Genomic DNA, 21,283 nt, shown 5'->3' on the forward strand with positions numbered 1-21,283 from the left:
CTGCGTTTTGATCCCCGCCATCTATAGGTGAGATGTTCTCGCCAATAAAATGACATTCAATTCCCCGCTCTTACTGGGTGTACATATCCCATCCTCCAGCTAATCTCCTAAAACCAGACACTCACTAAAAATAGCTATTTTTTTGACGCCAAGTCAGCAGTCGCCAGGGAGGCGTATGACAAAGGGACTCAACGGCAGAGAGAGGCAAACGCTGCCAGAGGGCTCGGCGATGAAGTGGCGCCACACATTCCAAACCCGCATTGCCGGGGTGCTGGCGCTGTTGCTGCTGGTCGTCGTGGGCGCCACCTACTTCGCCGTCAAGGCTGCCACCACCCGCGCCGTGGAAAATCAGGCCCAGGTTCAACTCAACACCGGCAGCCAGGTGTTTGAACGTCTGCTGGATTTGCGCGGGCGGCGGCTGCAATACGGGCTGGACTGGCTGACCGTCGATGGCCCCTTCAAACATGCCGTGATCGAAGGCCAGGAGGCGCCGATTCTGGCGGCGCTGCGTCGCCATGGTACGGGCCTGCGTGCCAGCGAAGTGTTCGTGCTGGACCTGCAGGGCAACGTGATGGTCAGCACCTTGCCCGTGCTGAAGCAGGGCCAGGCATTTCCCTATGGAGAAGCGTTGCGCCAGGCACGGCGCAGTGGCTTGCAGATGTTGATCGTCGCCATGGACGGGCAACCCTATCTGCTCGTGCAGGATGACGTACTCGATCCGCAACCCATTGCCCGTGTGGTCATGGGCTTTCCCATGGACGCGTTGTTTGCAAGCGAACTGCGCTCCATGAGCAACCTGGACGTGTCATTCCTCAGCGTACAAGACGGCAACGCCGGCCAATTGTTCACCACTCAGCCCGACAGCTACAGAGCCGGCATCATCAGTATCCTGCGCGACGCGCACCTGAACCCTGAAGCACAGATCACCCGGTTTTACGGGCAACGGGTGCTCAGTCAGGTGCTGCCGCTGGCCAACACCGGTGACGGCAATGAAGTACGCGTATTGCTGCAAAGCCCGCTGGATCACGCGCTGGAATCCTTCGCGCCACTGGATCGGCAATTCCTCGGGATTGCCTTGGCAGTGCTGGTGGTGTCGCTGGCAGGCGCATTGTTTCTGGCGCGGCGGGTATCACGTCCGCTCAACGCCTTGGTCGATGCGGCGCAGCGGATTGGCGACGGCGACTACCGCACGCCCGTGCGGGTGCGCAGCCACGATGAGTTCGGCCTGCTGGCGCGCGCGTTTAATGCGATGCAAAGCGGCATTGCCGTGCGTGAACGGCAACTGGCGCATAACGCCTTGCATGACCCGCTCACCGGGCTGCCCAATCGCGCCCTGGCCTTGGAGCGCCTGGGCAGTGCGATCAGTGCGCGGCGGCCGGTGGTGTTGCTCTATGTGGGTATCGAAAACTACCGGGTAATCAACGAAGGGTTCGGCCCGCAAGGTGTGGAAGAAATGCTGCGCGAAGCCAGCCGCTGCCTGACCATGAGCCTGACGGCCAGCGACACCGCCGCGCGTATCGCGGGCAGTGAGTTTTTGCTGTTGCTGGAAAACACTGAAATCGACCGTGCCGTGGCCCGCGCTGACCGGCTGTACGGGCTGCTCACCGAGCCGCAGCGCATCGGCAACGATGAAGTGCGTCATGAGGTCAGCATCGGCATCGCCGCCTACCCCATCGACGGCCAGCAGGTGGAAGAGCTGATCAGCCGCGCCGCCATTGCCCGGCATGATGCCGCAACGTTGCCCGGGCATTTGCAGATCTATCAGCAAGACCGCGACCTCGTGCATCAGCGCCAGATCACCCTGATTCGTGACTTGCGCCGCGCGGTGGTCGAGGGCGAGTTGTTCCTGTGTTACCAGCCCAAGCTCGATCTGCGTGATGGGTGCGTGCGCCAGGCGGAAGCCTTGCTGCGCTGGCAGCATCCAACCCTCGGCCAGGTGTCCCCCAGCGAATTTATTCCGCTGGCCGAACGTACCGGCAGTATTGGCGGGCTGACCCTATGGGTGATCGATGAGGCTATCCGCCAGATCGGCGACTGGTCGCAGCGGGGTTTGCACATTCAGCTGTCGGTGAATATTTCCGTGGACGACCTGGCCGATGATGACCTCGCCATTCGCGTCACCGCGTTGTTGATGCAGTACAAAGTCCCGGCCGAACAGCTGATTTTCGAGATCACTGAAAGCGCGATCATGCACAACCCGCAACAGGCCCTCAACGTGCTGGAACAACTGCGCGGCTGTGGCATCAGCCTGTCGGTCGATGACTTTGGCACCGGCTATTCGTCCCTCGCGCAACTGCAGCGCCTGCCGGTGCAGGAAGTGAAGATCGACCAGTCCTTTATCCGCAACCTCGACAGCACCAGCGGCGACGGCGTGATCGTGCGCTCGACCATTGAGATGAGCCATAACCTGGGCCTCAAGGTGGTGGCCGAAGGCGTGGAGTTCGAGCCAAGCCTGAAGCTGCTCAAACAGTGGAAGTGCGACACCGCCCAGGGGAACCTGATCAGCCGGCCGTTGAACGCCATGGCGTTTGAGATGTGGATGCGGCGCGAGCACGTGTTGATTTGAACGTATCGCAGGGCTCATGTGGGAGCGGGCTTGCTCGCGAATGCGGTGGATCAGCCGACGAATCTGTTGACTGACACGCCGCATTCGCGAGCAAGCCCGCTCCCACATTTTGATCTTCATTTCTCATGAAAAAGGCGGCTACCCGTGAAGGTAGCCGCCTTTATTTTGCCGCCGAGAATGCTTAGTCCGGCAGTTTGAACGCCATCACGTAGTCACCCTGCTTGGTGCCCAGCGAGCCGTGACCGCCGGCCATGACCAGCACGTACTGCTTGCCGTCCTTGCCGGTGTAGGTCATCGGGGTGGTTTGCGCGCCTGCTGGCAGGCGGCCTTCCCACAGTTGCTTGCCGTTTTTCACGTCATAGGCACGCAGGTACTGGTCCAGGGTACCGCTGAGGAACGCTACGCCACCGGCGGTGGTGAACGTACCGCCCAGGCTAGGCACGCCCATGGTCAGCGGAACCGGAACCGGCGAGCTGTCGCGCACGGTGCCGTTTTTGTGCATCCAGATGGTTTTATGCGTGGTCAGGTCGACCGCTGCCACATAACCCCACGCTGGAGCCTGGCACGGCAGGCCCATTGGCGACAGCAGCGCTTCAAGGATCACGCCGTACGGCGCGCCTTTGTTCGGCTGTACACCTTCGGTCTCGCTGACGCGCGGGCCTTGTTTGGCGATGTCGGCGGCCGGGATCAGTTTCGATTTGAACGCCATGTAGCTCGGGTTCACGAACGCGATCTGGCGTACCGGGTCGACGGAAATGCCGCCCCAGTCGAACACACCGAAGTTACCCGGGTAAACGATCGAGCCTTGCAGCGACGGCGGGGTGAACGGGCCGTCGTAGCGCATCGACTTGAAGTCGATCCGGCAGATCAGTTGGTCGAACGGGGTCACGCCCCACATGTCGCGTTCTTTCAACGGTGGCGGCATGAAGTTCAGGTCGGATTTCGGTTGGGTCGGGGCGGTGTGATCGCCGGCGACTGCGCCTTGTGGAACCGGAATTTCATTGATTGGCACAACGGGCTGACCATTGCTGCGGTCCAGCACGTAGATGCTGCCTTGCTTGGTCGAAGCCATCACCGCTTGCTTCACGCCGTCAGCAGTTTTGATGTCGATCAGCGAAGGCTGGCCGCCCACGTCCATGTCCCACAGGTCGTGGTGAGTGAACTGGAAGGTCCACTTCACGTGGCCGCTGTCGATGTCCAGCGCGGTCAGGCCGGCGCTGTATTTTTCAGAGTCCGGGGTACGGTCGCCGCCGTACTGGTCGGGCATCTGGTTGCCCATCGGCAGGTAGAGCATGCCGAGTTTTTCATCGACGCTGAACATGGACCACATATTCGGCGAGTTGCGGGTGTAGGTCTTGCCCTCGGCCAACGGGGTGGTGTCGTCCGGGTTGCCGCTGTCCCAGTTCCACACCAGCTTGCCGGTGTGCACGTCGAACGCGCGGATCACGCCGCTTGGCTCGTCGGTGGAGACGTTGTCGGTCACGTGGCCGCCGATCACGACCAGGTTTTTGGTCACGGCCGGCGGCGAGGTGGAGTAGTAACCGCCCGGGGCGAAGCTGCCGATATTGGCACGCAGGTCGACCTGGCCTTTGTCACCGAAGTCTTCGCACATTTTGCCGGTGTCGGCGTTCAGGGCGATCAGACGGGTGTCGGCGGTGGGCACGAAGATGCGTTTCGGGCAGACGGCACTGACCGGCGCCGGGCTGGCGGAACCGGTTGGGCTCTGCTCGGACGCATACACCGCGTCATCGTGATACGACACGCCACGGCAGGTCATGTGCGCCCAACCCTTGAAGTTCTGTGCACCTTCGGTGCTGATCTTCGGGTCGAAACGCCAGATTTCCTTGCCGGTGTCCGGGTCCAGGGCAATTACCTGGCTGTGCGGGGTACACACGTAAAGCATGCCGTTGACTTTCAGCGGGGTGTTTTCCGCGGTGGTCTCACCGGGGTCACCTGCGCCAGGAATGTCACCCGTGCGGAAGGTCCACGCCGGCACCAGCTTGTGAGCGTTTTCCGGGGTGATCTGCGCCAGTGGCGAGTAACGGTCACCGAAGGCCGAACGGCCATAGGAGTTCCAGTCGCCATCGGCCTGGGTCGGGGCTGCGCTGGTCATGCCAGGGACAGCGTCGCGGTCCAGTTGGCCGGTCTTGACCATTTCACCCGGGTTGGTGAATTGGCTGGCAAGCGCGGTCGCGCCGGCCAATACCACGGCCACGCTCAGCGCCGCAGTGCCCATCGGCGCGGCTTGGCCACGCAACAGCGGACGGCGGAACCATGGCAGCAACATGACGATGCCCAAGGCGAACAGCAGGGCCAGACGCGGCACCAGTTGCCACCAGTCCAGGCCGACTTCCCACAGTGCCCACACGGTACTGGCGAACAGCACCAATGCGTACAGGCCCAGTGCGGCGCGGCGTGTCGCCAGCAGCAAAAGGCCGGTGAGGGCGATGCCGATACCGGCCAGCAGGTAATACAGCGACCCGCCGAGCATGCTCAGCTTGACGCCGCCGGCCAGCAAGGCCAGCCCCATGATCAGCAGCAAGACGCCTAGCAGCCTGGGCAGCAGGCGGCTCGGGCTCGAAGCACCATCAGTGCTCATAGTGTGTTTCTCCGTGACGTTGGAATTATGTAACCCCGTGCTTCACTGTAGATGACGATTCGGCGCGGGCTTGGTTCAGCGTTAATTCGGTTTTTCTGGGGATAGCAGCGTTATCCACAGGCGGGCGAGGATTTCCCACGCGCAGGTCGGTGTAAGACAGCGCTGTCTTTGCGAGTAGGAGTAATCGGCAAGATGGGATCGACCGGGGCGTGAAACGTTTCAGTTTGTTGCCGACAAGGATAAAGCGACTGCGCGCCGAGAGAAAGCGCCAATCGCAAGATGCATCATTTCAGATTTGGTAACAGTGACAGAACGTCGCGCGATAGATCGTTCCCACGCTCTGCGTGGGAACGCCGCTTGTGACGCTCCGCGTCACGGTTTTCAGAGCGGACGCGGAGCGTCCCAGGCTGCATTCCCACGCAGAGCGTGGGAACGATCAAAGTCAGAAGGTGGTGCGTACACCGAACTGCACGCTTCTGCCCGGGGCCGGCGCAATATCGCGCAGGATCGAACTGGCATACCGCACGGTCTGGTTCGTCAGGTTTTCACCGTTCACAAACGCCAGCCATTGGCTGCCGCCCATGTTGAAGTGGTAACCCATGCTCGCGCCCAGGGTGGTGTAGCCATCGGTGCCGCTTTCGTTGTCCGGCGCACGGCCCTGGCCAGCGGCGTGTTCCACATCGATACGCGCCTGCCAGCGGTCCAGTTCCCACAGCAAACCACTGTTCAGGCGCAGTGGCGCAATACGCGGCAAGGCTTCGCCAGTGTCGAGGTTGGTGGCGCGGGTGTAATCGCCCGACAGCTCCAGAGCAAATTTGCCGTAGGCACTTTCGCCGAGCTTCCAGTGATCCTGGGCTTCAAAGCCTGCGAAACGTGCACGCACGCCGGAGTATTTGTATTCGGGGATGCCGCCTGCGTCGTCTTCACCTTCATCGTTCAGCGTGCGGCCCGTGCCGAGCAAGCCGATGTAGTTGGAGAAGCGGCTGTAGAACACGCCAAAGCTGCCTTTGTGGGTGCCATTGTCAAAGCGCAGGGCCAGGTCGCTGGACACGGCTTTTTCTTTCTTCAAGTTGGCGTCGCCCAACTCGTAAGTGCCGGTGGCCACGTGGGCGCCGTTGGCGTACAGCTCGTAGAAGGTCGGTGCGCGTTCGGTGTAACCCAGGGTCGCGGCCAGCGACCAGACCGGCGTCAGGGTATAAACCGCGCCCGACGACAGGCTGCCCGCCGTAAAGTCATTGCTCTTGTCGGCAGCGGCAAAGCGCGCGTTGCCTTTGGCGTCCGGGTCGACGCTGGTGTGTTCCAGGCGCCCGCCGAGACTGAGTTTCAGGCGCTCGGTGGCCTGCATTTCTTCGAGGATAAACAGTGCGCCAGCGTTGGTGTCGGTCTGCGGCACGAAGGCTTCTTCGCCCAGGGCCGAGAACTCGTTGCGGGTCACTTGGGCGCCCACCACGCCGTTGAACGGGCCGAGCGGCTGGTGACGGGCTTCCACGCGTGCTTCATAACCCTTGTTCTTGAAGATCGTGCCGGTTTCGCCGCCTTCGATTTCACGGTGTTCGTAGTCGGTGTAGCCCGCGTCAAGTTTGACCGAGGTAAACGGGCCTTGCAGGTTGCGGAACTCGGAGGCGAACGCGTAGTGATCCTGCTTCATGCGGATGCGCACGTCCTGCTCGGCGGGCGAGCCGTAGTTGCTGTCGTAGTTGCTGTAAGACAGCCCCGCATAACCGTCGTCCCAGGTGTAGGAACCGCCCACCGCGCCGCCGTCCTGACGCCCGTCGCTGTTGCCCAGGCGGCCATTTTTGCCGGGGGCTTCATCGGTTTCCGGCGCGTGGCGGCTGCGGGCCTGGCCCGGGATTTTCAGGTCGTTGAATTCCCGCGCATTGGCGTCCAGGTGCAAGGCGAAAGTGCCGTTGCCGGCTTCCAGTTTGCCGGCGCTGCTGCGCGTGGTGTCGGCGCCGCCGTAGCGCAATTCACCGGCCCCGTGGATGCCTTCGATGGCTTCGGTGGGGATGCGGTTGTCGAAGGTGTTGACCACGCCGCCGATGGCGCTGCCCCCGTACAGCAACGCAGCCGGGCCGCGCACGATTTCAATGCGGTCGACGTTGATCGGGTCCAGCGGCACGGCGTGGTCGTAGGACAGCGACGACGCATCCAGCGCGCCCACGCCGTTGCGCAGGATGCGGATACGGTCGCCATCCTGGCCACGGATGATCGGCCGGCTGGCGCCAGGGCCGAAGTAAGACGACGACACGCCGGGCTGCTTGTTCAGGGTTTCGCCGAGGCTGCCTTTTTGTTGCAGGGTCAGGTCATCGCCTTCCAGCACGGTGGTGGGCGACGCCAACTGCTCGCTGCCCAGCGGGTTGCCGGTGATGACTTGGGGTTGCAGTTCAAGGGCATGGGCTTCGGAGCAGATCAACAGGGCGGCGGCAAGCGGGGTCAAGCGCCACAAAGAGGAGAGGGACATCGAACATTCCTTGGCAAAACGGCAGAAAAGAGGAGGCTGCAAACGGTATCGAATCAGTTACTTTTGATAAGTATCGTTACAATATAACATCTCTTTTTTCGCTGAAAAGGGGAACTTTCTCTCAGGGTCTATATTCAATGCGGTGCTTCCACCGTCAGGCCCCGTCCGCTAAGGTGCGCGGCTGTGTTTCCTCTTTTTGCAAAAGGCCCGGCATGACCGCGACAACAGACGACCCGCTCCACGGCGTGACCCTGCAACACGTCCTCACCACTTTGGTTGAGCATTACGAATGGGCCGGCCTGGCCGAGCGCATTGATGTGCGCTGCTTCAAGAGCGACCCGAGCATCAAGTCGAGCCTCACGTTCCTGCGCAAAACCCCGTGGGCGCGGGAGAAGGTCGAAGGCTTGTACGTCAAGCTGATGCGCACCAAACGCCCGCTGGATTGAACCCGTGAAGCGCTTTGTCGCGACGGCGGCACTGGCCGGTTGGGTGGGGTTGGCGATTCAGCAATACCTGATTTTCGACTCGCGCCTGTCCACCGGCGCCAGCCTGTTGGGCGGGCTGATCAACTTTTTCAGTTTCTTCACCGTGCTGACCAACACCCTGGTGGTGGTGGTGCTGAGTTATGCGCTGGTGAAGCGGGATTCACCAGCGAAGCGCTTCTTTCTCGCGCCCGCCACCAGCAGTGGGATCGCCGCCAGCATCATTGTGGTGGGCCTCGCCTACAACCTGCTGCTGCGGCATTTGTGGACCCCGCAAGGCTTTCAATTTATCGCTGACGAACTGCTGCACGACGTGATGCCGCTGCTGTTCTGCGTGTACTGGTGGCGCTGTGTGCCCAAGGGCAGCTTGCGTCTCAAGCACGTGGGCGGCTGGGTGATTTACCCGCTGGTGTACTTCGCCTATGTGCTGCTGCGCGGGCATTTGCTCGGGCAGTATCAGTACCCGTTCATCGATGTGGACACCCTCGGTTATCCACAGGTGTTTGTGAATGCCGGGGGGATTTTGGCGGGGTTTGTGGTGATTGCTTTGGCGGTGTTGGGGCTGGACAAGTTCTTGAAGACACCGTCGAACTAATGTGGGAGCAGGCAAGCCTGCTCCCACATTGAAATATCACTCTTCTTCGCTGCCTTCCGCGCGCCAGTAACCCACAGCCTTGAGGAATTCCTCATTGACCTTGTGCGTGTCCAGCAGCACACGCCGCACCTGGCGTGACAGCTTCGTTTCGGTAGCCACAAAGCTGTACAGCGAACCGCCCGGCAGCGTCAGTTTCTGCACGGTTTCAAGCAGGTCATCCTGGCCACGAATCACCCAAATCACTTCAACTTCAGCAGCGCTGTTCAGCGTCTGCTTTTCGCCGGCGTTGGCAATCTCAATCACCGCCAGCACCTTGCGCCCGGCGGGCAATTCATCCAGTCGGCGAGCGATGGCCGGCAGGGCGGTTTCGTCGCCGATCAACAGGTAGCTGTCGAAGATATCCGGCACGATCATCGAGCCCCGTGGCCCGCCGATGTACAGGTGCTGGCCGACCTTCACCTGGTCGGCCCAAGTGGACGCCGGGCCATCGCCGTGCAGCACGAAATCGATGTCCAGCTCGCCAATGCTCAGGTCATAACGCCGTGGCGTGTAGTCGCGCATGGCCGGCTGTGGGCCGTCGCCCTTGATGTTGAAGGTGGGGCTTTCCAGCGCGGCCTGTTCGGCGGCGTTCTGCGGAAACAGCAGCTTGATATGGTCATCGGCGCCCAGGCTGATAAACCCCGCCAGCTCCGGGCCGCCCAGGGTAATGCGGCGCATGCGCGGGGTGATGTCGACCACCCGCAGCACTTCGAGGCGGCGTCGTTTGATTTCGTGGGTCACGCGGTGAATGGCTTGCGTAGTCATTGGTCTTTCCCGTCGGCGATGGATTGAGCGGTGCGATTGAGCAGCGCCGCGACACGAACGATTTCTTCCGGGCTCCAGCGCCCGTGGTGCGAATGCAAGGCATGGCGCAGGTTGTGCACTGCCTCGTGGATTTGTGGCGGGCGGTCCTGGCCGCGCAGCGAGCGTTTGCTGACGTCGATGCGCATGCGCACACCGTCCAGCGCAACAGCCTGCTCGTTTAAGAAGAGACGACCGGCGTCGGTGATTGTGTAGCGTTTTTTTCCGCCATCCGCGTCGCCCTGGATCAAATCGCTTTCTTCCAGAAAGGTCAGGGTCGGGTAGATCACGCCGGGGCTTGGGGTGTAGGCGCCGTCGAACAGGCTTTCGATCTGGCGGATCAGGTCATAGCCGTGGCATGGCTGTTCGGCAATCAACGCCGGCAGCAGCAATTTCAAATCGCCGGGTGCAAATACCCGTGGGCCGCGACCGCGGCCGCCGCGCGGGTCAAAACCGTCGCGTTGGTGAGGATGGTCTCGCATGGTGGGAGCCTCTGTGTGTGTCTAGATATAACGTAAGATATATCTTATTGCCCGCGCAAGCGCTCCCGACAGACGGTTCGCTCGGCACTGCCCACACGTGGCTTACATCATCAGGGGGTCGCTGGCAGGCACTGCGTAAGGCTGCCCGGTTGCAGGTAGGGCATCAAAATCGGCGCCATGCCCTTGAGCACCTGCACCGGCAATGCCGAGGTAAAGGTGAAATGCTCGGCGGATTGGCCGGGTACAAAGGCGGTGAGCGTGCCGAAGTGATGCTCGCCCAGATAGAACACAAACGTCGCGGTACGGTTGATGGATTTGGAGCTCAGAATTCGCCCGCCCGCGCCGATCGCTTCAATGCGGTTATCGCCGGTGCCGGTCTTGCCGCCCATGGCCAGCGGCGTGCCGTCGGCCAGTTTGAAACTGCCGGCCACGCGTTTTGCGGTACCCGCGTCCACGACCTGGGAAAGCGCGCCGCGCAGTGCGCGAGCCACCTCCATGGGAATCACTTGTTTGCCCGGCGCCGGGTCATTGATCACGCGGGTTTCGTACGGTGTATCAGTGGCAAAGTGCAGGGTGTCGATGCGCAACACTTTGGGCCGCACGCCGTCATTGAGGATGATCCCCATCAATTCCGACAGGGCCGCGGGACGGTCCCCCGAACTGCCAATCGCCGTGGCGAGCGACGGCACCAGGTGGTCAAAGGGATAGCCCACAGCTTGCCAGCGCTGATGAATATCCAGGAACGCTTCGATCTCCAGCATGGTGCGGATGCGGCTGTCCCGCGCGCTTTGATGACGGCTTTTGAACAGCCAGCTGTAGACCTCCTGACGCTCGAACCGGCTGGCTGTCACTGCGTCGCTCAAGGTGGCGTCAGGGTGGTTGAGCAGGTAGCCGAGCAGCCATAAATCCAGCGGGTGGACTTTGGCGATATAGCCTTGGTCGGGCAGGTCATAGGTGCCGGGGCCGTAATCCTTGTAGAGTTTTTCCAGGCGTTCATCGGTCAGTTTTACCGTGGATTTGACGCCGGTCATGTGGGCGCGCACAAACAGGTTGAAGCTTTCCTGGCTGGCATTCGGCAGCAAATAGCGATGCACGGCGGCGAGGCGAATCGGCGTGGGGCGCAGGCTGTCGAGGAAGGTATCAAGGCGCGCCTGGGTGTCTTTCTTCTGGTACTTCCTCCAGAACTTGCGCAGGAAAGTGGTGCCTTCGCGGTCGGCAAAACCGGCGAGGTATTCCTGGCGGCGCGGGTCGTTGTCGTCCTTGAGCAATTGGGCGCTGTTGTTCTCGCCCGAATAGGTGACGTAGCGCACCACATCACGCATCAGGCGAATGAACGGCAGGTTGATCGACTCGCGCAAGGCGTCACGCAGGGTAGGGCTGCGGCCGTTGTCCTGGCTGCGAAAGTTGTGGAAATGGTGCAGGCCGCCGCCGGTGAAAAAGCTTTCGCCGGGGCTGGCGGAATAGGTGCGGTCGAGGGCGGCATCAAGCATCTTCGAAAGAGATTTGTCGGGCGTCTGGATCAGGTAATCAAGCGCCCAGCGGCTTAGGCGATCCTGATCATCCACCGAAACTTTTTTCAACGCGGCGGGTGCCTCGGCGGCATATTTTTCGTGCAACTCGCTGATGATTTGCAGGTAGGTGGTGAGCACCCGCAGCTTGGCGGTGGAGCCCAGTTCCAGCTTGCTGCCTTCGTTGATATCGAAGGGCTGGTCAGTGTTGTCGGTCTGTACGCGCACCCGTGAGCCGTCCGGGGTCAGCTCAAACAGCGTGAAGCTGTAGCGCACTTGTGCGGTGCTGGCGGGGGTGAGCAGACGCTCGCCGAGCAGGCCGACCTGGCGTGCGTACTCGGGGTCGGCCAGGTGCTTGAGGTAGTCGCTGACCTGGCTCTGTAATTGGCCTTGCAAGGTGCTGGTTGCAGAGAGATCGAGGCGGTCGAGGTCGTACAGTGGGCGGTTGAGCAAGGTGGCCAAGCGACTGCGGGCCACGCTGATGCCTTTGTTGGTTTCAATCGGCTGTATCGTCGGTTGCTGCGCCCAATCGCGGTAAGTGACCTTGCTTGCCAGTGCGGCCTGTAACAGCGCCGGTTCGATCACGCCACTTTGCGCCAGCAGGCGCAGGTGGCTGTCAGTCAGGTCTGCCAGCTCATCGCGCCCTTTGGCCAGATAATGGGAAGGCCGACGCTGGGCGATGATCAGCGACAACACCTCGCGCAACGCCAAGCCTTGCTGGGCATTCACCGGGCCGGTCAGTGCCTTGTTGACCTGATTGAAATCGGCGCCGTACCACACGCGTAAACCCTCAGCCATGCCGTGCACTTCGCCGTGCCCGGGCACCGCCGACAGAGGCACGCTGTTGAGGTAATCACGCAGGATATTTTTGCGCGCCGGCAGGGTGTCCGGGCCATCGTGGTAAGCGCGCACGGCGGCGGAAAACATCTGGCGCAGTTTTTCGCTGCCCGACACGGTCAGGCCATCGGGTGAGTGGCGGTATTTTTCCAGTTGGGTCGCCAGGGTGCTGCCGCCGGCGCTCTGGCCCGGCAAGTGCAACAGCTTGGCGATTTGCGACCACGCCGCCTTGGCAAAACGCGGCCAGTCCACCGCAGGGTTGGCCTGGGGTTGGGCGGGGTCGAGCAGGTCACGGTTTTCGATGAACAACAGGCTGCCCACCACCAGCGGCGGAATCGCGGCAAAGCTTGAGTACAGCTGTTGCGGATAGTTGTACTGATACAGCGGCACGGCGCGGCAATCGGTGATCGACAGCCCCGCCTGGATTTTTTCGGAGTAGGGCACGAACAGGCCCTTGTTGGCGTAATCCATCAATGCGGGCGAGAACCGCACTTGCGCATCGATCACGTAACCTCGCTTGAGCAAACGCGGCAGGAAGGTGCCGAGGTCACTATAACCCAGGCGGCGGTCAAAGGGGCCTGCGCCGGGGTAGACCATGGCGTCACTGGCGCCGGGTTTGACCTGATAGGTGAGGTCGTGGGCCAGACGACTCAGTTCCTGGGCTTGCAGGCGCGAAGTACGCATCTCTTTGCTGGCCGCGAAACCGAGCGCGATCAAGGCCATCAGCACGATCAGCCAGAACACTCTGAGCCAATAACGGGGCCTGGGTTTATTTTGGGGTAAAGGCGCTGGGTCCGAACTGCCTTGTAGTTTCGCAGCCTCTGTTGATTCGGTTTGCCACAGTGCGCCCATAGTCGATTGATCCCTTCACGCAGATTGATCGGACTTGGTTCAAGCGTAGTCGCTGGGGGCGGGCCGCGAGGGAAATTGTGATCGACCCGTCAACTATGCCCGGCGGGCGCGCTGCGGCGTTTTGTCGCCCGGGGCAGGTAAAATGCTCCTGTAAAATGCCAGTTGTGCGGGGTCTTTCACTGAATTGCCTCGTTTTTATAGTGAAAGACTCTGACCTGAGCTTTTTATACTGCATGCCCCGCTGATCTTGCCCGGCAAGAAGGGCCCGTCCATGAGGCGGCCCCGGTCTCGGCAAGGGCACAGGCTTACCGGCCTGCGCCCTGGAGACTCGGACGGACACTCCAATAACAAAATGAGGTTGTACCTTTATGCCAGTCGGCAACCCACTGCCCCATGGCGAGACCGCTCAAGGCGGCCCGCTCAAACGCGAACTCGGTGAACGTCATATTCGCCTGATGGCGCTCGGCGCCTGTATCGGGGTCGGCCTGTTCCTGGGTTCGGCCAAGGCTATCGAAATGGCCGGCCCGGCGATCATGCTGTCGTACATCATCGGCGGCCTGGCCATTCTGGTGATCATGCGCGCCCTCGGCGAGATGGCGGTGCACAACCCCGTCGCCGGTTCGTTCAGCCGCTACGCCCAGGATTACCTCGGCCCGCTGGCGGGCTTTCTCACCGGCTGGAACTACTGGTTCCTGTGGCTAGTGACCTGCGTGGCGGAGATCACCGCCGTGGCCGTGTACATGGGCGTGTGGTTCCCCGACACGCCGCGCTGGATCTGGGCTCTGGCGGCGCTGATCAGCATGGGCACCATCAACCTCATCGCGGTAAAAGCCTTCGGTGAATTCGAATTCTGGTTTGCGCTGATCAAGATCGTCACGATCATTGCGATGGTCATCGGCGGTGTCGGCATCATCGCGTTTGGCTTTGGCAACGACGGCGTTGCATTGGGCATTTCAAACCTGTGGGCGCATGGCGGCTTTATGCCAAACGGCGTGCAGGGCGTGCTGATGTCCCTGCAAATGGTGATGTTCGCCTACCTCGGCGTGGAGATGATCGGCCTGACCGCCGGTGAGGCCCGTAATCCACAGAAGACTATTCCGAGTGCGATTGGCTCGGTGTTCTGGCGCATCCTGCTGTTCTACGTCGGTGCGCTGTTTGTGATTCTGTCGATCTACCCGTGGAATGAAATCGGCACTCAGGGCAGCCCGTTCGTGATGACCTTTGAGCGACTGGGCATCAAGACCGCTGCCGGCATCATCAACTTCGTGGTGATCACCGCCGCGCTGTCGTCCTGCAACGGCGGCATCTTCAGCACCGGGCGGATGTTGTACAGCCTGGCGCAGAACGGTCAGGCGCCCGCCACCTTTGGCACCACCTCGAAAAATGGCGTGCCGCGCAAGGCGCTGCTGCTATCGATCTTTGCTTTGTTGCTGGGCGTGTTGCTCAACTACCTGGTGCCGGATCAGGTGTTCGTCTGGGTGACCTCCATCGCCACCTTCGGTGCAATCTGGACCTGGCTGATGATCCTGCTGGCCCAGCTGAAATTCCGCAAAGGCCTGAGCCCTGCCGAGCAAGCCGGGCTCAAGTACCGCATGTGGCTGTACCCGGTCAGTTCGTATCTGGCGCTGGCGTTCCTGGTGCTGGTGGTTGGCTTGATGGCCTACTTCCCCGACACCCGCGTGGCGCTGTATGTCGGCCCTGCGTTCCTGGTACTGCTGACCGTATTGTTCTACGTGTTCAAGCTGCAGCCGAACAACGCAACCCCGGTGCCAGCGCGCTCAGCCTGATGCCCGGGAAGGCTCGCTGCGCACAGCGGGCCTTTCTCCCGGCGGCAATTTGAGCGACTGATCCAGGCGCTTGTTGAACTCCAGCCATACCGCGAACGCCACCATCAACGCAGCGCCGGTCATCGCGGTCAGCAGTTGTATGGCCAGGCTATCCCCGGCCAGTGCGTTGATCATGTCGGCCAGCGGCGCGAGCACCACCCCCAGGCAAAACACTTCCAGCGAATAACGCCCCATGCGGCAGGTGTGTTGCGCCAGCCAGTTTTGCGTCCAGCCACGCCCGGGCAGCAGCTTGGCGGTGACATAAGCCAGGGCGAGGAAGTGCAGCAGGCGCGCGGGTGAAAGGTCCGTCTTGCTAATGGGGTAGAGCAGGTCGCTGAGAGCCGACGGCATCAGCGCGTCATGAATCTCTGGCCAGCGCCAGGACAGGGTCAGCACACCAGCCATCACGGTATAAGCCGCCGCCGCCACGAACATCGGCTGACGGCTCAAGGGCCGGTTGTCCACCGGCTTTTCTTGACGGCCATACAGCGCGGCCGCGCCTCCCAGCACGAACAGCAATTGCCAGGTCACCGGGTTGAAGTACCACACGCCATCGGCAATCGCGCGCAGGTTCCAGCCCATCCACGGCGCCAGCAAGTAGATCGTCGTACTGAGGGCGACCACCGCCCAGGTCTTGCGCAGCATCAGCGGCAATACCAGCGGCAAGCCCGCCAGCAAGACGATGTACAGCGGCAACGGGTCCATCAGGTTGGGTTTGAAGCGCAGCAGTAACTCGTCGGTGAGTGCTTGTTGGGGATGAGTGACGAAATGCGTCAGGCCCATTTCTTCGACGAGGTCGCGGGTTTCCACATGGCTGTTAGCGAAGAACACAATGCCCATCAGCATCGCCAGCAAGAAGATGTGCACCACATACAGCACCCAGGCGCGGCGCAGGATTTTCAGCGAAGCAATCCAGTAGCCGTCGCGCTGCAGGATTTTGCCGTAAGCCAGCACGGCGGCGTAACCGGCGAGGAATACAAACACCTCCGCCGCATCGCTGAAACCGAAGTTGCGCAGGGTGATCTGGCCGAGAGGGTTGTGGGGGACGTGATCCCAGAAAATGAAGATCAACGCCAGGCCCCGAAAAAAATCGATGCGCGGGTCGCGTCCGTTCAGCATGGCAGCGGGCTCTTGAACAAAAGGTTTAGTAATGACAGGCGAATGCGCGTGATGTCGTACGCCGCACGTCGGGCGGGCGCAGGTTGGCGGTATTTGTAAGCAATTGCAAAGCATGGGTATTACTGGATGTCTCAACCGCCTGCCCGGGGTGGGCAGGCCGAGGGAAGGGTGTCAGGCAGCCACTTCTTCGTGGGGTTCGAAGCTATCGGCCCGCGCCATCTGCCACATGCGCGAATAGAACTCGCCATTCACTTCGCCGGTGAGCAACTCGCCGGGTTTGAGGAACACATGCAGCTGCGAGAACAGCTTGATTTCGGTCGCCGACATGCGGCGCACCAGGTGCTTGGCCGACAGTTGCGAGGGGTGATCGAGCCCGGCGGCGGCGAGCATTTCCGCCAGGGCCTTGAGCGTGTTGCGGTGGAAGTTGAACACGCGCTGCGCTTTGTCAGGCACCACCAGCGCGCGCTGGCGCAACGGGTCTTGGGTCGCCACGCCGGTCGGGCATTTGTTGGTGTGGCAACTTTGTGACTGAATGCAACCGATGGCGAACATAAAGCCGCGTGCCGAGTTGGCCCAGTCGGCGCCGATGGCCAACACACTGGCGATATCAAATGCGCTGACGATCTTGCCGCTGGCCCCGAGTTTGATCTTGTCGCGCAGGTTCAGGCCCACCAGGGTGTTGTGCACAAACAGCAGGCCTTCACGCAGCGGCACGCCGATATGATCGGTGAACTCCACGGGCGCAGCGCCGGTGCCGCCTTCCTTGCCGTCGACCACGATAAAGTCCGGGAGGATGCCGGTTTCGAGCATGGCCTTGGCGATGCCCATGAACTCCCACGGGTGGCCCAGGCAGAACTTGAAACCCACTGGTTTGCCGCCGGACAGCTCACGCAGTTGGGCGATGAACTGCATCATTTCGAGGGGGGTGGAAAACGCGCTGTGGCGCGACGGCGACACGCAATCTTCGCCCATCATGATGCCGCGTGTTTCGGCGATCTCTTTGGTGACCTTGTGCTTGGGCAGAATTCCGCCGTGGCCGGGTTTGGCGCCCTGGCTCATCTTGATTTCGATCATGCGCACTTGTGGGTTTTTCGCCTGCACGGCGAAGCGTTCCGGGTCGAAGCGGCCGTCGCTGGTGCGGCAACCGAAATAGCCACTGCCCAGTTCCCAGGTCAGGTCGCCGCCGTTTTCACGGTGGTAGGGGCTGATGCTGCCTTCGCCCGTATCGTGGGCGAAATTGCCGAGCTTGGCGCCCTGGTTGAGCGCGCGAATCGCGTTGGCGCTCAGCGAGCCAAAGCTCATCGCCGAGATATTGAACACCGATGCCGAGTAAGGCTGTGTGCACTGCGGGCCGCCGACCATCACGCGAAAGGCGCTGGGGTCACTCAGCGGCGCGGGGCGCATGGAGTGGCCGATAAACTCGAAGCCCGACTGGTACACGTCGATCAACGTGCCGAAGGGTTTGTCGGCACTTTCATTTTTAGCGCGCGAATACACCAGTGAACGCTGGGCCCGAGAGAAGGGCAGCGCATCGCTGTCGGATTCGAGCAGGTACTGGCGGATTTCCGGGCGGATGGCTTCCACCAGGTAACGGATATTGCCCAGGATCGGGTAGTTGCGGCGTACCGCGTGGGGGCTTTGCAGCAGGTCGAACAGGCCGATCAGGCTGAGAATGCCGGTGACCACGGTGATCGGCCACAGCCATTCATGTTCAATAAACGGCAGGCTGGCGAGGGTAAAAATGACGCACACGGCAAAGAAGGCGTAACGGCTTAGTAACGACAGGCTCATACGGTTTTCCTTGGGTTCGGACTCATCGGCTAGGCGTTTTGCGCCTGTAGAAAGATCGAGAACAGCTCCGACTGGGATTTGATCCCTAGCTTGCTGTACATGTGTTTCTTATGGACTTTCACGGTTTCAACAGAGATTTCCAGCTTACGAGCGATTTCCTTGCTGGAGCAACCGCTGAGCATCAAGCGGCCCACATCCAGCTCGCGGGCGGTGAGTTGCGCGCCCCACTCATCTGTTTGTTTGGGGGGCTCTGGCGTACTGACCTGGTTGAGTTCAAAGGGCAGGCGTTGGCGCAGCAGGCTCAGCACCCAGGGCTGAATCAGCGACAGCAGGGCAATTTGCGCCGGGTCAAAACGCTGTTTCGAGCCGAGGGACAGGCACAGGGTACGCCCATCCGGCAGTTGGCAATTGAACTGGATTTCATCGGCGACCACGTTCAGGCGGAAGTAGCGCTGGTAGTACTCGGTGAGTTCGAAGTGTTCCGGCGCCACTTCGGCCAGGCGAAACAGCCCGGTGCGCGACTGCTCACGGCTGGCGATGTAGAAGGGGTCGAGCAGATAAAGGCCGTTGAGGTAGTCCTGGAACAGGTGGTCTGGCGTGCCGTCCGCGCCCGGGCATTCGGCGAACACCAGCGGGCGGTGTTCACTGCTGAACAGCAAGGCCACCCAGCTGTCGGACGGCACGTATTGGTCGAGCAACCGTACGAGTTGGGTCCAGAAGTTGGCCTGGTCCAGGGCGTCTATCATTTGCCCCACCGAACGGTGCCAGGCGATGTCTTCCAGCGACATGGTCATTGAACTACCCCTATCGGGTTACCCCCGCCGCGTAATTCCCTGGCAGGGTATGGCTGCGCATACTGCGGCACAGATAAAGAACAAGGAATACCCATGAAGGTCGAATTTGCCCAGTTGGCAGGCCGTGATAACGACACAGCTTACAACCTTGAGCGCGCTTTGGCGGCAATCGCTGCCTGCGGCGCCGATACGCAGCTGATCGTATTTCCGGAGACCCACCTGACAGGCTTCCCGTCGGCCGAAACCGTTGCCGATGTCGCCGAGCCGCTGGACGGTCCTACTGTACAGGCGGTTATCCGGGCTGCCCGTGAGCGCACTATCGCCGTGGTCATCGGCCTGATCGAGAACGATAGCGGCCAATTCTATAACACCACCGTGCTGATCACGCCCGAAGGCATCGCCCTGCGTTATCGCAAGACCCATCTGTGGCCTTTGGAGCGCGGCGTGGTCAACCCCGGTGATCGCTACGCCACGTGCATGTGGAACGGCGTGCGCGTCGGCCTGTTGATCTGCTACGACATTGAATTCCCGGAAACCGCCCGTGCCTTGGGGCAATTGGGTGCGCAGTTGCTGTTGGTCACCAACGGCAACATGGACCCGTATGGCCCCACCCACCGCACTGCGATCATGGCCCGAGCCCAGGAAAACCAGGCGTTCGCGCTGATGGTCAACCGCGTCGAAGAGGGCGACGGTGACCTGTTGTTTGCCGGCGGCAGTGCTCTGGTTGACCCGTTTGGCACCTTGCTGTTCGAAGCCGGGCGCGAGGAAGGGCAATTTACGGTTGAGCTGGATCTCGACGAGCTTGTGGCAGCGCGTAAGGACTACCGCTACCTGGATGACCAGCGTTTGAAATTGCCGGGTGAGGTGATTGAGCGCAGCGACGGTACGCGCGAGCTTTTGATTCCACGGACCTAAGGCTGACCCTCTGTGGCGAGCGGGCTTGTCGAATCGTCGCACCGCCCGCGTTGGGCTGCGCAGCAGCCCCAATTAGATTCAATGCATTTCTCCAACTGAATCGCCGTTGGAGCGTTTTTGGGGCCGCTTCGCAGCCCAACGCGGGGCAAGCCCGCTCGCCACAACAGCTCTTTGAACATAAGAAAAACAGCTTCTGCTTCACCGACTTCAGTTCTGCCATAAATCTAATAAATCAGCGGAGAATCGCTCATGGCTCGTTTGCAACGCACCCTGTCGTTAGGGTCGGTGGTGCTGTTTGGCATCGCCTATATGACGCCGATCATTGTGCTCGGCACCTTCGGCATCCTGGCGCAATCCACCGCCGGCATGGTCCCCGCCGCGTATCTGGCCGCCCTGGTGGCGATGTTCTTTACCGCCATGAGTTACGGACGCATGGCCTCGGCCTTTCCAGTGGCCGGTTCCGCCTACAGCTATGTGCGCAAAGCCATCAGCCCCAAACTGGGCTTTATCGCCGGCTGGGCGGTGCTGCTCGACTACCTGTTCCTGCCCATGGCCATCTGGCTGATTGGCGCGGCGTACCTGCATTCGGCGTTTCCGGCCGTGCCACAGTGGGTCTGGGTGTTGGCGTTTATCGGCATCACTACCGTGATCAATATCATCGGCCTGAGACTGGCCAACGGCATCAACGCGTTGCTGATGCTGGTGCAAGCGTTGGTCCTGATTGCGTTCGTGGTGTTGTGCGTCCACTACATCGGCGGTGATGCAAGCAAGCCACTGTGGACCATCACCCCGTTCTTCAACGGCCAGATGCAAATGCCGCTGATCATGAGCGGCGCGGCCATCGCGTGTTATTCGTTCCTGGGTTTTGACGCCGTCAGCACCCTCACCGAAGAAACCCGTGACCCACGCCGCACCATCCCACGGGCGATCATGTTGATCACCTTGATTGGCGGGCTGATTTTTGTGGGCGTGTCGTATTTCGTGCAGATCGCGCACCCCTCGTTCGAGTTTGCCGATGTGGATTCGGCTGCGTATGAAATCGCGCGCAACATTGGCGGCGACCTGTTTGTGTCGATCTTCCTGATCGGCCTGATCGTCGGCCAATTTGCTTCAGGGCTGTCGGCCCAGGCCAGTGGTTCGCGCCTGTTGTTTGCGATGGGCCGTGACGGTGTGTTGCCCAAATCATTCTTTGGCACCTTGCACGCGCGTTTTGGCACGCCGGTGAACAGCATCCTGCTGTGTGCGGTCGTGGCGCTGCTGGCGCTGAAACTGGATGTGACCACGTCCACCTCCTTCATCAACTTCGGCGCGTTCCTGGCCTTCAGCCTGGTGAACCTGTCGGTGATCTTCCACTACTGGATCGGCGCCAAGCAGCGCGGCGTGCGTGAGCTGATCCTGTTCCTGGTGTTCCCGACCATCGGCCTGCTGGCGGACCTGTGGCTGATGATCAGCCTCGATCACCTGGCGATTTACCTGGGCGTGGTGTGGTTGGCAATCGGGCTGGTTTACCTGGGTTTCCTCACCCGCGGCTTCTCCAAACAGCCGCCGGAAATGGACTTCCAGGAAGCCGCATAGAAGCAGGCGACCTATTCTTATTGCAATCGGTTCTCGTTTGG

The 21,283-nt window shown here is 61.2% G+C and carries 14 protein-coding genes; 6 read left to right on the plus strand and 8 right to left on the minus strand.

Annotation, left to right across the window (positions count from 1 at the left end; genetic code table 11):
* The first annotated feature begins 229 nt into the window (after positions 1-229).
* Positions 230-2,566, plus strand: a complete 2,337-nt coding sequence (locus BFW87_RS17070) for a putative bifunctional diguanylate cyclase/phosphodiesterase (protein ID WP_078740924.1) — start codon at positions 230-232, stop codon at positions 2,564-2,566.
* A gap of 181 nt (positions 2,567-2,747) precedes the next feature.
* Here the strand turns inward: BFW87_RS17070 and BFW87_RS17075 are convergent, their stop codons facing one another.
* Positions 2,748-5,165: a glucose/quinate/shikimate family membrane-bound PQQ-dependent dehydrogenase gene (locus tag BFW87_RS17075; protein WP_078740925.1), complete on the minus strand. Its 2,418-nt coding sequence runs from the start codon at positions 5,163-5,165 to the stop codon at positions 2,748-2,750.
* Positions 5,166-5,607: 442 nt separating this feature from the next.
* Entirely contained in the window at positions 5,608-7,626 is a 2,019-nt protein-coding gene (locus BFW87_RS17080) for a TonB-dependent receptor (protein WP_078740926.1), read from the minus strand.
* A 212-nt stretch (positions 7,627-7,838) separates the two neighbouring features.
* Here BFW87_RS17080 and BFW87_RS17085 point away from each other — a divergent pair, with 212 nt between their 5' ends.
* A complete protein-coding gene (locus tag BFW87_RS17085) occupies positions 7,839-8,072 on the plus strand; it encodes a VF530 family DNA-binding protein (protein WP_078740927.1) in 234 nt (77 codons plus the stop codon).
* A gap of 4 nt (positions 8,073-8,076) precedes the next feature.
* A complete protein-coding gene (locus tag BFW87_RS17090; RefSeq protein WP_078740928.1) occupies positions 8,077-8,703 on the plus strand; it encodes a Pr6Pr family membrane protein in 627 nt (208 codons plus the stop codon).
* Between the two features lie 36 nt (positions 8,704-8,739).
* On the opposite strand, the gene BFW87_RS17095 is transcribed toward BFW87_RS17090, so the two are convergent.
* The 3 genes from BFW87_RS17095 to BFW87_RS17105 all read right to left on the minus strand — a co-directional run bounded on the left by BFW87_RS17095 (position 8,740) and on the right by BFW87_RS17105 (position 13,222).
* On the minus strand, positions 8,740-9,507 hold the full coding sequence (locus BFW87_RS17095; protein ID WP_078740929.1) for a siderophore-interacting protein: 768 nt from the start codon (positions 9,505-9,507) through the stop codon (positions 8,740-8,742).
* Positions 9,504-10,025, minus strand: a complete 522-nt coding sequence (locus BFW87_RS17100) for a PadR family transcriptional regulator (RefSeq protein WP_078740930.1) — start codon at positions 10,023-10,025, stop codon at positions 9,504-9,506. The genes BFW87_RS17095 and BFW87_RS17100 overlap by 4 nt, the downstream gene beginning before the upstream one ends.
* A 110-nt stretch (positions 10,026-10,135) precedes the next feature.
* Positions 10,136-13,222, minus strand: a complete 3,087-nt coding sequence (locus BFW87_RS17105; RefSeq protein WP_078740931.1) for a transglycosylase domain-containing protein — start codon at positions 13,220-13,222, stop codon at positions 10,136-10,138.
* 368 nt (positions 13,223-13,590) lie between these two features.
* On the opposite strand from BFW87_RS17105, the gene BFW87_RS17110 reads away from it, so the two are divergent.
* Complete coding sequence (locus BFW87_RS17110; protein WP_078740932.1) at positions 13,591-15,009, plus strand: amino acid permease; 1,419 nt, start codon at positions 13,591-13,593, stop codon at positions 15,007-15,009.
* Here BFW87_RS17110 and BFW87_RS17115 read toward each other — a convergent pair.
* From BFW87_RS17115 to BFW87_RS17125, 3 genes are all read right to left on the minus strand, one after another.
* Positions 15,001-16,167, minus strand: a complete 1,167-nt coding sequence (locus BFW87_RS17115) for an OpgC family protein (protein WP_078740933.1) — start codon at positions 16,165-16,167, stop codon at positions 15,001-15,003. The two genes, BFW87_RS17110 and BFW87_RS17115, sit on opposite strands and share 9 nt — an antisense overlap.
* A gap of 171 nt (positions 16,168-16,338) precedes the next feature.
* Positions 16,339-17,958 carry an FMN-binding glutamate synthase family protein gene (locus BFW87_RS17120; protein WP_078740934.1) on the minus strand — a complete coding sequence of 540 codons (1,620 nt, stop codon included), beginning with the start codon at positions 17,956-17,958 and terminating at the stop codon, positions 16,339-16,341.
* A 29-nt stretch (positions 17,959-17,987) separates the two neighbouring features.
* Positions 17,988-18,752, minus strand: coding sequence for a helix-turn-helix transcriptional regulator (locus tag BFW87_RS17125; protein ID WP_078740935.1), 765 nt, complete (start codon positions 18,750-18,752; stop codon positions 17,988-17,990).
* Positions 18,753-18,845: 93 nt separating this feature from the next.
* Here BFW87_RS17125 and BFW87_RS17130 point away from each other — a divergent pair, with 93 nt between their 5' ends.
* Both BFW87_RS17130 and BFW87_RS17135 read left to right on the plus strand, forming a co-directional pair.
* Positions 18,846-19,667 (plus strand): carbon-nitrogen hydrolase family protein, encoded by an 822-nt coding sequence (locus BFW87_RS17130; protein WP_078740936.1) that lies wholly within the window; start codon positions 18,846-18,848, stop codon positions 19,665-19,667.
* 249 nt (positions 19,668-19,916) lie between these two features.
* On the plus strand, positions 19,917-21,242 hold the full coding sequence (locus BFW87_RS17135; protein WP_078740937.1) for an APC family permease: 1,326 nt from the start codon (positions 19,917-19,919) through the stop codon (positions 21,240-21,242).
* Positions 21,243-21,283: the final 41 nt, after the last annotated feature.

The organism is Pseudomonas fluorescens, assembly GCF_002022275.1.
GTDB lineage: Bacteria > Pseudomonadota > Gammaproteobacteria > Pseudomonadales > Pseudomonadaceae > Aquipseudomonas > Aquipseudomonas fluorescens_AJ.